Annotated in this window: 13 protein-coding genes and 2 pseudogenes; 4 read left to right on the top strand and 11 right to left on the bottom strand. The window is 58.3% G+C overall.

Translation table 11 applies throughout. The features are described from left to right. Window positions 1–4: 4 nt before the first annotated feature. Genes ACMDB8_RS16870 through ACMDB8_RS16855 form a run of 4 tightly spaced genes read right to left on the bottom strand, consistent with a single transcriptional unit; the run spans window position 5 to window position 3,449 of the window. The gene (locus tag ACMDB8_RS16870) at window positions 5–490 is read right to left on the bottom strand and encodes a flavin reductase family protein (RefSeq protein WP_056723952.1); all 486 of its coding nucleotides are present in this window, start codon (window positions 488–490) and stop codon (window positions 5–7) included. Window positions 491–502: 12 nt separating this feature from the next. Further along, on the bottom strand, window positions 503–1,984 hold the full coding sequence (locus ACMDB8_RS16865; protein WP_056723954.1) for an aldehyde dehydrogenase: 1,482 nt from the start codon (window positions 1,982–1,984) through the stop codon (window positions 503–505). Further along, window positions 1,981–2,814, bottom strand: coding sequence for an alpha/beta fold hydrolase (locus tag ACMDB8_RS16860; RefSeq protein WP_056723956.1), 834 nt, complete (start codon window positions 2,812–2,814; stop codon window positions 1,981–1,983). The genes ACMDB8_RS16865 and ACMDB8_RS16860 overlap by 4 nt, the downstream gene beginning before the upstream one ends. 44 nt (window positions 2,815–2,858) lie before the next feature. Then, a complete protein-coding gene (locus tag ACMDB8_RS16855) occupies window positions 2,859–3,449 on the bottom strand; it encodes an amino acid synthesis family protein (RefSeq protein ID WP_007978708.1) in 591 nt (196 codons plus the stop codon). Between the two features lie 936 nt (window positions 3,450–4,385). Between ACMDB8_RS16855 and ACMDB8_RS16850 the strand changes: the two genes are divergently transcribed. The 3 genes from ACMDB8_RS16850 to ACMDB8_RS16840 are packed head-to-tail and all read left to right on the top strand — an operon-like array spanning window position 4,386 to window position 6,175. Then, complete coding sequence (locus ACMDB8_RS16850; protein ID WP_409079358.1) at window positions 4,386–4,688, top strand: hypothetical protein; 303 nt, start codon at window positions 4,386–4,388, stop codon at window positions 4,686–4,688. A 9-nt stretch (window positions 4,689–4,697) separates the two neighbouring features. After that, entirely contained in the window at window positions 4,698–5,852 is a 1,155-nt protein-coding gene (locus ACMDB8_RS16845; RefSeq protein ID WP_409079357.1) for a DUF6861 domain-containing protein, read from the top strand. An 8-nt stretch (window positions 5,853–5,860) separates the two neighbouring features. Then, window positions 5,861–6,175: a hypothetical protein gene (locus ACMDB8_RS16840; RefSeq protein ID WP_056723957.1), complete on the top strand. Its 315-nt coding sequence runs from the start codon at window positions 5,861–5,863 to the stop codon at window positions 6,173–6,175. 835 nt (window positions 6,176–7,010) lie between these two features. Here ACMDB8_RS16840 and ACMDB8_RS16835 read toward each other — a convergent pair. The 3 genes and pseudogenes from ACMDB8_RS16835 to ACMDB8_RS16825 form a co-directional block, all read right to left on the bottom strand. After that, window positions 7,011–7,134: pseudogene (locus ACMDB8_RS16835) on the bottom strand (IS30 family transposase); the annotation flags it as partial. A 15-nt stretch (window positions 7,135–7,149) separates the two neighbouring features. Continuing rightward, window positions 7,150–7,350 (bottom strand): annotated as a pseudogene (locus ACMDB8_RS16830) (IS66 family transposase zinc-finger binding domain-containing protein); the annotation flags it as partial. Between the two features lie 51 nt (window positions 7,351–7,401). Beyond that, window positions 7,402–7,518, bottom strand: coding sequence for a transposase (locus ACMDB8_RS16825; RefSeq protein WP_162252412.1), 117 nt, complete (start codon window positions 7,516–7,518; stop codon window positions 7,402–7,404). A 653-nt stretch (window positions 7,519–8,171) separates the two neighbouring features. Between ACMDB8_RS16825 and ACMDB8_RS16820 the strand changes: the two genes are divergently transcribed. Next, window positions 8,172–8,531 (top strand): DUF6124 family protein, encoded by a 360-nt coding sequence (locus ACMDB8_RS16820; RefSeq protein WP_056723962.1) that lies wholly within the window; start codon window positions 8,172–8,174, stop codon window positions 8,529–8,531. A gap of 125 nt (window positions 8,532–8,656) precedes the next feature. Here ACMDB8_RS16820 and tssA read toward each other — a convergent pair whose 3' ends face one another. The 4 genes from tssA to tagF all read right to left on the bottom strand — a co-directional run bounded on the left by tssA (window position 8,657) and on the right by tagF (window position 13,928). After that, a complete protein-coding gene (tssA, locus tag ACMDB8_RS16815) occupies window positions 8,657–9,754 on the bottom strand; it encodes a type VI secretion system protein TssA (RefSeq protein WP_056723964.1) in 1,098 nt (365 codons plus the stop codon). A 94-nt stretch (window positions 9,755–9,848) separates the two neighbouring features. Further along, a complete protein-coding gene (locus tag ACMDB8_RS16810) occupies window positions 9,849–10,367 on the bottom strand; it encodes an Hcp family type VI secretion system effector (RefSeq protein WP_034150979.1) in 519 nt (172 codons plus the stop codon). 163 nt (window positions 10,368–10,530) lie between these two features. Further along, complete coding sequence (gene tssM, locus ACMDB8_RS16805; protein ID WP_056723966.1) at window positions 10,531–13,005, bottom strand: type VI secretion system membrane subunit TssM; 2,475 nt, start codon at window positions 13,003–13,005, stop codon at window positions 10,531–10,533. After that, entirely contained in the window at window positions 13,002–13,928 is a 927-nt protein-coding gene (gene tagF / locus ACMDB8_RS16800) for a type VI secretion system-associated protein TagF (protein WP_056723967.1), read from the bottom strand. The genes tssM and tagF overlap by 4 nt, the downstream gene beginning before the upstream one ends. Window positions 13,929–13,949: the final 21 nt, after the last annotated feature.

Genomic DNA, 13,949 nt, shown 5'->3' with positions numbered 1-13,949 from the left:
ACCATCAGGCCAGGGTGGGCAGCGGCCCCAGCTTGCCTTTGTGGTAGATCATCGGCGTGACCGGTTGCGCGGGCAGGATCAGGTTCTTCACCGCGCCGACGATGATCGCGTGATCACCGCCGTCGTATTCGCGCCACAGTTCGCACTCGATGATCGCCGTCGCCTTGGCGAGGATCGGGTTACCCAAATCGCTCAAGTGCCACTCGATACCTTTGGCCTTGTCCTTGCCTTTACCGGCGAAGGCATAGGCTTCGGCGGTCTGCTCGGCGGACAGCAAGTGAATCGCGAACTGCTTGCTGTCGCGCAGCACCGGATAGGTGTCGGAGCCGTAGTTGGGGCAGAACAGCACCAGTGCCGGATCGATCGACAGCGCACTGAAGGCGCTGGCGGTGATGCCGACGATGCCGCCTTCCGGGTCCAGGGTGGTGACCACCGTGACCCCGGACGGGAACGAGCTCATGACGTCTTTGTAAATGCCGGGTTCGATCATTTTCCAGGACTCCTAGCGCATCACGAAGGGATCAGGCATCGGTGCCTGGGACAGGTTGATCCACACCGTTTTCAGCTCGGTGTAGGCCAGCACCGAATCGATGCCGCTTTCGCGTCCATAGCCGCTGTTCTTGAAGCCGCCGATCGGCGCCATGGCCGACACCGCGCGGTAGGTGTTGACCCAGATGATCCCCGAACGCACGTCCCGGGCCAGGCGATGGGCACGGCCCAAATCTCGGGTCCAGATGCCGGCGGCGAGGCCGAACTGCGAGTCGTTGGCAATCGCCAGCGCTTCGGCTTCGTCCTTGAACCGGATGACCGAGGCCACCGGGCCAAAGACTTCTTCCTGCATGATCTTCATCGAGTTGCGGTCGCATTCGAACAGCGTCGGCTCGTAGAACCAACCGTCGCCCAGATTCTCCGGACGCTTGCCACCCAGACGCAGACGCGCACCTTCGGCGATGGCATCGGCCACCAGGCCTTCGACCACGGCCAGTTGCTGCGCGGTGGCCATCGGGCCCATTTCGCTGCTGTCGTCCTGGGGGTTGCCGATGCGGATGCGCTGGGCGCGTTCCACCAGGCGGCCGACGAACTCATCGTAGATTTCGTCCTGCACCAGCAAGCGCGAACCGGACACACAGCTCTGCCCGGAGGCGGCGTAGATCCCGGCGATGGCGCCGTTGATCGCGCTGTCGAGGTCGGCGTCGGCGAAGATGATGTTCGGCGATTTGCCCCCCAGTTCCAGCGACAGCTTGGCGAAGTTCTCCGCGCTGCTGCGCACCACATGCCGCGCCGTGGCCGCGCCGCCGGTGAAGGCGATCTTGCGGATCAGCGGATGGCGGGTGAGGGCGGCACCGGTGCTCGGGCCGTAACCGGTGACAACGTTGACTACGCCCGGTGGAATCCCGGCTTCCAGCGCCAGACGCGCCAGTTCAAGAATCGTTGCCGAGGCGTGTTCCGACGGCTTGATCACGATGGTGTTGCCCGCCGCGAGGGCCGGGGCAAGTTTGATCGCGGTCAGGTACAGCGGGCTGTTCCACGGAATGATTGCGGCGACCACGCCCATGGCTTCGTGCACGGTGTAGGCAAACAGATCTGGCTTGTCCAGCGGCAGGGTGCCGCCTTCGAGCTTGTCCGCCAGGCCTGCGGTGTAGTGGAAGAACTCTGGCAGATAACCAACCTGGCCACGGGTTTCGCGGATCAGCTTGCCGTTGTCGCGGCTTTCCAGCTGCGCCAGTTGTTCTTTGTTTTCGGCGATCAGGTCGCCCAGGCGTCGCAGCAGTTTGCCACGAGCGGTGGCGGTCAAACCGCGCCAGGCCGGGCTGTCGAACGCGGTTTGCGCGGCTTGTACGGCGCGCTCGACATCGGCTTCGTCGGCATCGGGCAATTCGGCCCAAGGTTCGGCCAGCGCCGGGTTGAGGCTTTCGAAGGTCTTGCCGGACAGGGCATCGACCCATTCACCGCCGATGCACATCTGGAAGCGTGCGAGTGTCATGCAACGATCCCCTTGATCTGGTTTTGTTGGGAGTGCGCGGTCTGCAGAAACTCCAGCAACAGCTGGTTGACCAGGCGCGGCGACTCTACCGGCATCATATGCCGTTGCTCGGCGAGCACGGCAACGGTCGCACCGGGAATGCGTTCGGCCAGTTGCCTGGCCATTTCCGGGGTCGAGCCGGGGTCCAGTTCGCCGGTGGCGATCAACGTCGGCACCCGGATGCTGGCCAGGTCGTCGGCGCGGTACATGTCCTGAGTGGCGAACAGTTCATAAGTGGTCAGGTAACCCTGCGGATCATTACCGGCCAGGGTCTGGCGAATCGCGGCGATCTGCGCCGGATTCGCGGCCTGGTATTCACGGCTGAACCAGCGCGACAGCGCCGCTTCGGCATTGGCGTCCGGCCCGTGTTCGGCGGCCTGGCTGGTGCGGGCGATGACCCCGGCGCGCTGTTCGGCGCTGCGGTTGAACACGCTGTTGAGCACCACCAGGCCCTCCAGGCGTTGCGGGTAGTGCAGGGCAAACGCCCGCGCCACCAGCCCGCCCATGGAAAAACCGATCACCGTGGCCTTGGGCAATTGCAGATGGTCGAGCAGCTCCAGCAATTGGTCGGCATAGCCGAGCAGCGGCGTACCGCTTTCCGGGCGTGGGCTGGCGCCATGGCCGAGCATGTCGTAGGCGATGACGCGGTACTTCGTGGCCAGGCCAACGATCTGGCCGCCCCACATTTCTTTGTTCAGGCCCACGCCGTGGATCAAGACCACGGGCTGGCCTTGGCCGGTCGCCAGGTAACTGGTGCCAGCCGGGGTGAGTTCAGCGGTGAGCCGAATCATGGAGCGCTCCTGCAATGCCTTCTTGTTGTCGTTCTGCTGGCCGGTTACTGGGCTTTTTCGGCTGCCAGTTCTTCCAGGTCGATGTAGCGGTTGCCGATGCGCGGGTGCAGGCGGCCGCCGTCGGCGCAGCCCAGGACCACGACGATTTCGTCGGCACGGGGTGCATCTTCGATCTGCATTTCCAAAGTGATGTAGTGCGAGCGAAGGCCTTCGTCGTCCTTGTGCATCATCGGGATCTGGATCGAAGTGCCCGGGCCGCCGCGCTTGTTGGTGAAACTCAGGTAACTCTTGGCCTTGACCGCTTCGCGGTAGTGGTTACCGAAGCGCAGGGTGTGGATCACCGCCGAAGCGTGTTCGATTTCGCCATCGGCGCCGACCACCGCAGCCTTGCCGTAGGCCTCGATTTTCTCGGCACCGCCAATGATGCCCACCAGACGCTCGACCATCAGCGCGCCGAGGTCGGAGCAGTTGGCGCGGATCTGCGGTTTCAGGTCTTCGACGAAACCGTTGCCCAGCCAGGGGTTTTTCATCACCACGGCCAGACCGACCATGGTCACGGGCTTATCGGTGGCTTTGCCGCCTTCAATAAAGGTTTCTTCGACATAGCTGACGATCTTGCGGATTTCGAAACTCATGAGCTGCTCCGTAGAGGTTTTGGGTGTCTGTGCGTCTGATGGTATACCATAATACCGATAGCACAAGTCCCTGAACGGAGTTTCTGGCTGGATGGCAGGTAAAAGTTCGCGCAGTGGGCAGCAGCGGACAAACGGCGGGCACGGGTTTACGCCGGGCACAGGCCCGGCATGAGAGGGAAGAGAAGGGTAAGGAAAGGGGTCAGAGGTGAAGCAGCGTTAAGTTGATGCCTTGCGCGAAAAAAATCGCGAGCGGGCATAGTTTTTCGCCCGACACCTGGCTTTTGATCCTCGCTGCAGGTCAGCCGTAGGTAATCCGGGTTGGTAAGCAGGAACAGAGCGGTATGATCATCGAGTTGGCCATCGCCTGGCCCATGCACAGCAACATCGAAGATCAACTGATGCACTACCAGAGCGTGAAATCGATATAAACACCATGCCGCTGCATGAGATTGGTATGCGCCCGGGCATCACGTCTTGCGTGATTAAACCGGTTGTCACTTATGTATAAGCAACTGCTCGATTTCACCCCCCCGTTGTGTGGGCAGGCGCGTGAGGACACCCTTTGGCATGTGCGTATCGAACAGATCATCTATGCGCATTTTACGTACACCGCTTTATAAGAGCAGCCGACATTACGCTCACCAGCTGATCACGATCATCCGCCCAATTCCCCCTCTCGAGGAAATTCAAAAGAAAACGCGCGCATCAGAACGGCCTTGAACCCCTGCCGCACAGGGGTTGCGAGCATTTGAACAGTAAGTAAATACCCATAATGCCTGTTTGACATCATTGCCCTTTGTAAAGCCGATGAGAAAAATAGCCCCCGTTTGAAAATGCTTTCGAGCATTCGCGGCCATAAATGGGCAACCTGCCATACCCGGCCGAGCTATCAACAAGTGTGGCAGCCCCGCCTCCTTTCAAGGACGTCACAAGTAAATGGATCTTTTAACCAACCTGCCCAGCTGGGACGACATCGAACGAAATTTCGACCAGAAATTCAATGCGTTGAATGAGGGCGTTGATAACGGCTTCCAAAGCGCCCACGACGGCTGGAACGGCTTTACCCGCCGCGTCAGCAACGGCGCCACTCAAGCCTACGGGTACGTGGGCGGGCATCGGATCGATAACGTCCGCCACGCGATGGCCCTATCTGTCCCCATTATGCAGATGAACATCAGCCGCAAATGGGCGTCGATCAATATCAACGAAATTCTGCCGGTGTTGCTCAAACTGTTGTAGGAAGTTGTGATGATCGTGGGCGGTAGCGTGACGATCGGCGCAGCTCTGGGTGGAGCGGTTGGCTCGCTTGCCTTTGGTGCTGGCGCAGTGCCTGGCGCAGCAATCGGCGCCGGTGTCGGATTGCAGGTCGGTAATTTGATCATGGCAGCGCTGGGGTTGTACGCCATCACCGGTTATTTCTCGGCGGGAATCGGGCCCTGCCTATCCACGATATTTGAAGGTCTCTGTACCGCGTGGCAAGCGGAAGACGGCTTGAAAAATCCAGGCCTCGACCCGACTGGCGGTTCAGCGGCGATGATCCAGGAACGCAAAGAACGCGCAGCCAGACAGTTGGCCCAAGGGCAAGAGCAATTGGTGTTGCTGCTACTGACGGCAATTGTCACCTATCTCACCCGAGGGCAGATGAAAGCGGGTGTGGTCAACAGCCTGGAAAGTATTGCGACGAGAAGTGCCAAGCTTCGATCAGAGATTTCCAACAAGCCGTTTGCTGTATGGCTCACGAAAAACGAAAAACTACTTTTGGAGCATCCGGAGCTACAGATTAGGGGAGTGACCTCGCTGGGGAGGCTTGCGAAGGAAAAGGAGATGCGTGAGTTCTATGCTCAGCAGGATCCGAAATTCGTGGCAGTCGAAAAACAGCGAGAGCTTGCTAAAACATTCAAGCCAGTAGGATTGAGTGACCAGCAAGTCGATGACTATTTGCTTAGCGCAGAGGGGCAGAAATACTCAGCCAAACTAATTGCAGCAGACCCGACACTGACTGCTGAAGCGCTTTACAACAGGGCTCTTAATCAGATCGCCTCAGGAAGCACTGTGCCAGTAACAACTCGTATGTCAACGCCGCTGGTGAAGGTCGTACCTCAGGGCGCAGAAGGAATTTCCGACTACTCGCCTTTTTTCACCACCATGGATGAGTTAAAGGCTGCAGCTAGAAGTGATAAAACTTTAGCCGATTCGCTCGGCCTACCGGTCCTCAGTGAAGACGCTAGATATTCAATTTTTGAAATCACACCACTCGAGCCTACCGATGTTTTTGTTAGTAAGGTCGCGCCAACGGTAGAGTTCGGAGGTAAAATCACAAGAACTGGGGAAGCGGCGCAGTATTTAGTACCTAACAGAAATGAGTGGTCATCTGCTAAACTCATCGGCGAAATCGATAATTAGGAATTGCCATGAATATTCTAGCTTTAAAACAGAGCGCTATTGATCTTCGTGAGAAATTGGATTTTTACAAAGACAAAGATTCGGCCGCGCTAGCCTTATATCAACAGCTTGAACATTTAATATCAGCAGCTGAACGTGGAATGATCAAGGAAAAAATGCAAGCGAGAGATATTCCTGGATACCGTACCTTTGTCGAGTCAAATTTAGAGCAATACTCTGATCTTTCGAAAGCCTATAATAATTTCTTTATTGAACTGAATGATGGTAGAAATTCAGAGGCCTTCAAAATGTTACAAGAGATGTTAAGAAAAAGCAGATTATAAGAATGCTTGAATCGTTTGCGTGCCTTGCCGCGACTGCTACAGCCAGTATGATATTTGGGATCAGCCAACTGTCTCGAAAAAGCGGCTAACGGTGATCTTGCGTCTTGAATGATGTATCGCTGGCAAAGGAAACGATTCCCCCAGCATCGCCATTTATCTTGCCTCGGGCACCGTAGATGCAAACGAACGACCTGCAGTATCTCGACAACCAATCTTGGCTATTCGCTTCCCACGCTCACATCGAGCAAAAGCCGCAAAACTCATTGTCGAAGTCGACAATTAGGAATGCATTTGGATACGTCATTATTGAAACAAGCAGCTCTGGATTTATGTAAAAAGCTTGAATTTTACAAGTTGACAGATCGCTCTGTACTAGCTTTGTACATACAGATGGAACCTTTAATTTCAGCAGCCGAAAATGAGATGATTCAGGAAAAACTCGAACCTCGAGATATCCCAGGCTATCGGCTGTATCGCTGATACAGATCTGCAACAATATGACGATCTCTCGAAAGCCTATAGTAAGTTCTATGTTGAAATTACCGACAGTAGGAATACGAAGGCATACAAGATTATCCAACAGATGCTAGACAAGGCTCCTTGATTTGACAAAATAAACGACCTACCGGTGTCTTGCATCTTGGATGATCGGTCGCTGGCACAGGTACCGTACCGATGCCTTCCTCCCAAAAATGTGGTAGTCGTTTTTGATTTGTTATTTATCGCCTGTTTCCGAGCCAACCATTAGACCTTCCCGGCGCTGTTCGATGAGGCATGGCGGTTGCAAGAGTTGGCCGCAACACAGCTGTTGAACGGAAGTGGGAGTCATGTCCGCCACCTCTGTAATGACTTCAATTGGACATTTATAACCGAAGCGTTTACGAGGGCGAATATTCATTTGGTAGGAAATGGCGTCCAAAAGCTTCCTGGCTGTGTACCGACAAGTCCGTACCCTTGGGCCACTACTGTAAATTCGGCGCCGGCGCCTGGATCAGTGTTTCGCACTGCCGGCAGGCCCATTTCCCCCGAACGTGCTGTTCGACGGTGAACACGCCCGGCGTGTAGTCCAGCTTCTCGCTGACGTCTTCACCGATGCGCTGAAGCTGGCAGCCGCAAGCGCACTGAGTGTTGTCCGGCTCGTGATGGATCACAGTGCGTGGGAACTGCAACGAAAGCCGGCAATGTTGCGGGTGATTGATCCCGGTAAATCGGTAGCCACTTGCGGATCACGTTGGCGCTGATGCCGTGATGATGGCTACGCTGGAAATCGTCGCCCCGGGTTGCAGGCATTCCTGGACGACCTGGGCTTTGAATGGTTTGGGGTAAGAGCTTCGTTGGCGCATGAAAATCATGGTGATAAGGGCGATCGCGTCCGCTTAAAAATATGCGGACACCATCGCCCCTGATGCTGGAGTTCGGTAGATGACTTGGCCGCACGCTTACTTGACGTCGCCATTCACCTACAGGTTGCCGTTTACAGTGACCTACGGGATATCCAGAGTCGCTGAAGGTACCTTCACCACCTGTTCACCGGCTTCAAGCGTGATACTCCGGCCAGGCGGTTAGGGGTTATTTCGTGTCGGGCTGTGATCAGGTAGTTGCCACCGTGCAAGCACCCACGTTGTAATTTTTCAAGTTGAAAAACTCGAGGGGCGTGGCTGTATAAAGGTCGTCAGGCTTACTTGATGAAAGCTACAAGACCTTGCGCCGTTGCCTACGGTTACGCCAGAATCCGCCGGCTTGTGCGCCTGGGGCCCGCTCGGTAACTTGATTCGCATCACTGCCCATCAGTGATCGGGTTTAGCAGCCCGTTGATGTCAAGACGCATGATGTCTCTATCAAACAGGTATCCCATACCTGCACTTGATGGTGGCTGTGCGCAGGGCGCTTCGGCGCGCCGATTTCTTGGCTCATCGGTCTGCTAACCTGCGCACAGCTGCCTCCCCATCGTTTAGCAGCGAACGGGTTGTAGCCTCACTCTTATGAGGAAGAGCCAATGTTCAAGGTCACCCCCAACCCGCCGGACACCGATCCGGCATCCCCGTACGAACCCGACTCAAACAAACTCAACGAAGCCGCCGAGCGCGCCCTCGATTTCCACTTCCCCTCGACTGCCGATATCAAAGCCACGCCGCGTACGGTCAGCACTCTGTTTGCCGTCGACCCGCAGGTCGATACCGAAACCTTGGTGGTTTACCTGGTGGAGACGTTGGCCTCGGTGGATGTGATGGTCCACCAGTTGGTGGATCATCTGGATGGAGAGTCGCGCAATGCGCTGCTGGGGATTTCCAACAGTGTGATGTTGGCGGAGATCACGGCGAATCGGGTGCTGGATCAGATTGATCCGCCTGCGTAGGTTCGGTTCACTTGAGAGAGTGGGTTGCTCACGGTGATGCGCGGCGGTTTTTTTTGGGCTGCTGCGCAGCCAACGGGGGCAAGCCCCCTCGCCACAGGTTTTTCAGCGTTTGTGCTGATAGCTCATCAGGACTTCGCCTCCTTGGTCCCCAGCACATCGCGAATGTTGTCCACCACATTGCTGTCCTTGATCACATCATTGAGCCAACCCTCGAGCGGCATGTTGCCCCATTTGATCGCGCGTTCGATCAGGTAGGGGACGGGGCTCTGGGGTTCGGTCTGCTTGAAGAACTGCGCGATGCCAGCCAGCAGGGTGAACGCTTCGTCGCGGGTTTGCGGAGTGGTGCGCAGCGGCGTGACGGGGATGTCTTGCTGGGTCTGGGTCATTGCGGCACCTGCAGGTTGTGCGCCAGCGCTTTCGGCGACGGTCGGGGTGGGCGCGACAGGGGCCGGGTTCAGTTCGATACCGCGATCCTTTAGCAGTTTCTCGGCCAGTTGCCCGGCGCGGGACAGCACGTCATGGAGCCCGGCAAAACTCGGCGCGTCGTGGCCGAACAGCCTGTCGGCAGTGCTCTGCAGTTGCTGGCAGGCCTTCAGGCTGGCGGCGATTTCGCTGGCTTTCTGGCGCAGGTGATCGGAGTCGGTCAGCACCACCGAACGCTGGAACACCTCGGCGTTGATCTTGCCTTCGTCGAGGGCGGCGCGCATGGCCTGGGGGTTCTGCAACGCCAGGTTTTCGACATGCCGGGATTCGTCATAACGCAGCAGGCCGTACTGTTGGCCCTGGGTGATCGGCAGTCCGCCCACCACATCCGTCAGGGTGGTTTTCATCCACGCCAGGCGGGCAGCGCGTTCATCGACCCCATCCTCGAGGGAAGGGAAGAGGCCGGTCCAGAAATTGTCCAGCAGGCGTTCGGCCAGGGTCAGACCGAAGGTGATACCGGTGAAATGGTACTTGTGCGCCAGGGCTTCGCTGAGCCAGGCGACGAGCATCAGGTCCTTGCTCTGTCGAGCCAGGCCCTGGGCTGCCAGGGTGAGGGTCAGATCCCAGTCGGATGACTTCAGATCGGTTTGCCAGTCACCCTGGGTCAGGTAATCGGGGTCTGCTCGCCGTGCTTCTTTCACCTGATCGAACAAGGTGGAAAAGCTCAGGTCTTCGCCGCTCCCCTCATTGATGGGCGCGGTCAGTTCGGCCAGCGAAAGGTCGTTGAGAAATTCAGACATGGGAAACTCTGATCAGACTAAAAGAACACCGCGCCCGCCGGGCAGGCACGGTGCCGAAAACGAGCCGCGTGCGCGGCCCGTCATTGCAACGGTGTTATGCGAAAACCTTGTTCGCGGTGCGATCCCAGCCACCGGTGACGTTACCGCCGCCCTGGCCATCGGCACGGCTCTGCTGGGTGTAGGTGGTCTTGATGCGGGCGAAGTTGAAGCTGATTTCTTCGATCGGCAGATCGCCAACCGATTTGTCTTCACCGTTCTGGCTGCCACCGGCGACTGCTTTGACCGACGACACCACGACTTCTTCCAGGTTGATGGTCAGGTAGGTGACCTTGTCACCACCGGCACGGTTCACGTTCAACTGGATCTTGGCGATGTGCGTGCCTTTGCAGCAGGCTTCGAACAGCTTGGCGGAAGCCTTGTCCACGGCTTTGCGGATGCTGAAGTCGCTCAACGCAACACGCTCCGACGAAGCACCGCCCGATGAGCTGGCCGTCGCGGAAGTCGCCTGGGTTGCGCCGTACTCGTAGCCCAGCACTTCGATCCAATCCTTGTGTTTGTCGTCCAGAACTTCACCTGGAATGCCGTCGATCTGGATGTATGCGTCAAATGCCATTTCTATTTTCTCCTTACCTTCATTTAAAGGGATGTCACCTGCAAACAGGTCGCAGCCCTTCGTTTTAACCTCTTCGAAACAATCAACAGAGGTGTCTTATGCCGGCCCGGGCCTCTCGTCGAGATGACCCGGATACCGGTATTTCTTCACAAGGCGCGCATGCTCAGTTGAGTGCCCGCACTTCGATTTCTACTCGCCGGTTAGGCTCAAGGCAGCGGATCAGCAGGGCCCTTGGCTGCTGCATGTCGCACTTGACCAAGGGCTTGTTGCTGCCTTCGCCGACGGCTTCGACCAGCTCGCCGGGTACGCCTTTGCCCACCAGGTAGGTCTTGATGGTTTGTGCCCGCTGTTTGGAAACCTGCAGGTTGCCCTGGGGATCGCCGAGCTGGTCGGCGTGCCCGGCGATAATGATTTTTCCGATGTTCGGGGTGCTGAGCAGCTTGCCGGCGATCGCGCTGAGCTGGCTCTGGCCTTCAGTCTTCAGGCTCTGGAAGTCCGCACGGGCGAAAGCGAACAGGGTGTCCGACTCCAGCGTGATGGTTTCGATCGAGCGCAACGACTGGGTCAGCAGGCTGTTGATGTAGTTTCGCGAGCTGGAGATCAGGAACGCGTTGTCGAGGATCCGCGGCACGTCCGGCTCGTGGATCTGGTCGCTGTAGAAATTGATCTGACGGCTGGCGAACTCATAGTCCGAAGCGGCGACACTGGCATTGCCGACCTGACGGGCAATCGCCGGGTACCAGTAATCCGGGATTTTCGCTTTCAGGAACGCCGGGTCGGCCTTTTCCCGTTGTGCACGGGACAACATGACGTAGGTGTCCAGCGTTGCCTTGCCGAAACCGGCGATGGATTGCGCCCGGTTGTCATTGGGCAGGGCCTTGGGTTCGACGCTGTCCACGCCGGTCACGGGCATCAACTCTTTGGCGTTGCGCTGATAGACCTTGAGCGTGGTCAGCAAATACAACGAGCGGGTCAGGTTGTCGGCCGTGGGCTTGAGCATCACGCTTTCCAGGCGGTCGAAGTAGCGGCTGCGCACCAGTGGTTCTACCTTGTGGCCTTGATAGAGCCCCAGGCGCATGCGCAGCGGCACACCTTCGTCGTGATGCTGCGCGTAGTAGTGCGCGGTCCAGAAGCGCAGGCGATCGAGGGTTTGCCAATCGGTGTACTGAGCGGGTACAGAACGGTTGTCGATGCCAGCCTGGGTCAGTTCTGCCGAGAGGCTTTGCAGGGTGTTTTTGTTGTTGACGTATGACCAGCCCAACAGGCTGCACAGCAGCACCGCGACCAGTGCGGCACCGCCGATCCAGGTCGCCCGGCGCCGACGCTCGCGGTGGTTGGTGGTGTACAGCGCCACCAGATGCTGGTCGGGAATGATGACCTTGCGGAACAGACTGTTGATGAACAACGGGCGCGTCTGCGCGTGACCGTTGGCGATCTCCCGATCACCTTCCAGGGAAAAGCGCTCGGTCACCTGACGTGCGTGTCCGCCCAGTTCCGGCTGGTCTGCGTCCAGTGCACTGGTGAAATAGAAGCCGCGCAGCAGTTCCGCACTTTGATAAGGGTTGGCGCGCAACAGGGCATCGACGAACAGCTGAAGCCGTGGCTTGAGGGCTGCCAGTTCCAGCGGGAACCGATACACCGCCGAATCCTGCCGGGTGATCTGGATGTCTTGAGTGACCAACTGCTGGCTCGCCACCTGGTGCCAATAGCTGACCAGCTCGTCCATCGCGACGCCGAAACGCTGCCCCCAGTCGGCCTGCTCATAGCCCTTGTGGGAGAAAGTCTTGCCCATGACTTCGCCGCGTGCGGTTTCATCGAGTTGGCGATAGAAGGGCGCAAAACCCGGCACCAGGTCGCACTTGGTGAACACCAGGTACACCGGCAGGCGCACTTCCAGCAGGGCATGGGTTTCCTGGATGCGTTCGCGCAGGCGCTTGGCGATGCGCTCCTGATCTTCGAGCGAGGCTTGCAGGATGTCGTGGATGCTGACGGTGACGATCAGGCCATTGAGCGGTCGGCGCTGGCGATGCTGGCGCAGCAGTTGCAGGAAGGCCCGCCATTTGCCGGCCTCTTCCTGGTTGTTCATGTAGCGGCCGGCGGTGTCCAGCAGCACGGCTTCGGAGCTGAAGAACCAGTCGCAATTGCGGGTGCCACCCAGACCGGCGACTCGCACGCCCTCACGCTCGGCGTAAGGGAAGTTGAGGCCCGACTGGTAGAGCATGGTGCTTTTGCCCGCTGCTGGCTGACCGACCACCAGGTACCAGGGCAGGGCATACAGCGCATCCTTGGGGTTGCTGCCCCGTGGCTTGTTGCTGTGCAAGCGCTCGATACTCTGCAACAGACGCTCGCGCAACAGGCTGACTTCTTCGCGATCCGCCGGGCTCGCGTTCAACACCGCCTGATCGGCATCCTCGCGCAGCAGGCCTTCGAGGTTGTGATGCCGGGACACGCCCCGATAGAGCAGCAGCACATAACCGGCGGACAGCACCAGGAACACACCGATGCCGGTCAGCAGGCTGTTGAGCGAACTGAAATCAAATGCACGCCCGAGGCCCCACACCACGAAGATCGTGAGGAAAAAGCACACCCCCAGGATGTAGGGTTGATAGCGCAAGAAGTAATACTTGATCTTGTTCATACAGGCTTCGAATCCAGGGCATCGACAAAACGGTCGATAACGTCACCCAGAGGGCGGTCGATTTCGGGAAAGGCGTGTGTGCGGTGGTGCTCGTCAAAGGCATCGAAGGACGCCAGTACGTCGTAGCTCTGCGAACGGTCACTGATGCCTGTCAGCACGCGGTAGGCGTCGCTGGTCTGACGCGATGCAAAACAGATCAGCCGGGGACGCATGAAGTCGTCCGCCAGCAGGCTGATCTGCGGCACGGCACGTTCCGGGGTCATTTGTGTCAGCCAGGTGACCCACAGATCGGCGGTCGGATTTTTCAAGCCCCGTTCCGCCGGCAAGGGCAGGGCGATGCCGATGGGCGTCGCATGAGCCAGGTGCCGCCTGAGGGCTTGAAGCCGGGTCAACACGGCGTTGGTGACGAATTCCGGGTAGGCGCCTTCGAGCGCGGTGCTGATATCGCGCAGGTTGAAGTTCACCAGGAACTTGTCATGCACGCGCCGGAACAACTCGAAGTCCTGGCCTTGCAACGGGCGCAGGGCCTTGATGCGGTCGAACAGCACCGAGGTGCTTTCGCCCTGGACGGCCAAGTGCAGCAACGGCCTGATCTGCCCGCTGAACAATTCGCCGAGGGTGAACGGATTGACCAGAGGCTCGGCTTCGCTGGCCTTGAGGGTCTGGAAAATGAAAAACGGATAGCGCCGTCCACTCGAATCCCTCGAGCTGATCAGCCCGCCCAGCAACCAGTTGCCGCTGCGTGCGCGGTAGCTGAAAAAGCACAGCGGCAACCCGTCGAACAGTTCGCGCCAGTCTTCGCGATGCTGCAGGGCGGCCAGCGCGCCTTGCAGCCAGCTATCGAACTCGCAGACGTCGTCGCCCGCACCTTGCAGGCTGACGAAGTCCGGGCTCGCGGGCACCTTGCCGAAACAACCGATCATTGGGCGGTTCCCAGGCTCAAG

This window comes from Pseudomonas monachiensis (genome assembly GCF_047345015.1).
GTDB lineage: Bacteria > Pseudomonadota > Gammaproteobacteria > Pseudomonadales > Pseudomonadaceae > Aquipseudomonas > Aquipseudomonas monachiensis.
This window is presented reverse-complemented; position numbering and strand designations above follow the sequence as displayed.

Bases quoted from the DNA above. Each gene is read 5' to 3' on its own strand.
- ACMDB8_RS16870 (WP_056723952.1), bottom strand. From the start codon at position 490: ATGATCGAACCCGGCATTTACAAAGACGTCATGAGCTCGTTCCCGTCC.
- ACMDB8_RS16865 (WP_056723954.1), bottom strand. From the start codon at position 1,984: ATGACACTCGCACGCTTCCAGATGTGCATCGGCGGTGAATGGGTCGAT.
- ACMDB8_RS16860 (WP_056723956.1), bottom strand. From the start codon at position 2,814: ATGATTCGGCTCACCGCTGAACTCACCCCGGCTGGCACCAGTTACCTG.
- ACMDB8_RS16855 (WP_007978708.1), bottom strand. From the start codon at position 3,449: ATGAGTTTCGAAATCCGCAAGATCGTCAGCTATGTCGAAGAAACCTTT.
- ACMDB8_RS16850 (WP_409079358.1), top strand. From the start codon at position 4,386: ATGGATCTTTTAACCAACCTGCCCAGCTGGGACGACATCGAACGAAAT.
- ACMDB8_RS16845 (WP_409079357.1), top strand. From the start codon at position 4,698: ATGATCGTGGGCGGTAGCGTGACGATCGGCGCAGCTCTGGGTGGAGCG.
- ACMDB8_RS16840 (WP_056723957.1), top strand. From the start codon at position 5,861: ATGAATATTCTAGCTTTAAAACAGAGCGCTATTGATCTTCGTGAGAAA.
- ACMDB8_RS16825 (WP_162252412.1), bottom strand. From the start codon at position 7,518: ATGCGCCAACGAAGCTCTTACCCCAAACCATTCAAAGCCCAGGTCGTC.
- ACMDB8_RS16820 (WP_056723962.1), top strand. From the start codon at position 8,172: ATGTTCAAGGTCACCCCCAACCCGCCGGACACCGATCCGGCATCCCCG.
- tssA (WP_056723964.1), bottom strand. From the start codon at position 9,754: ATGTCTGAATTTCTCAACGACCTTTCGCTGGCCGAACTGACCGCGCCC.
- ACMDB8_RS16810 (WP_034150979.1), bottom strand. From the start codon at position 10,367: ATGGCATTTGACGCATACATCCAGATCGACGGCATTCCAGGTGAAGTT.
- tssM (WP_056723966.1), bottom strand. From the start codon at position 13,005: ATGAACAAGATCAAGTATTACTTCTTGCGCTATCAACCCTACATCCTG.
- tagF (WP_056723967.1), bottom strand. From the start codon at position 13,928: ATGATCGGTTGTTTCGGCAAGGTGCCCGCGAGCCCGGACTTCGTCAGC.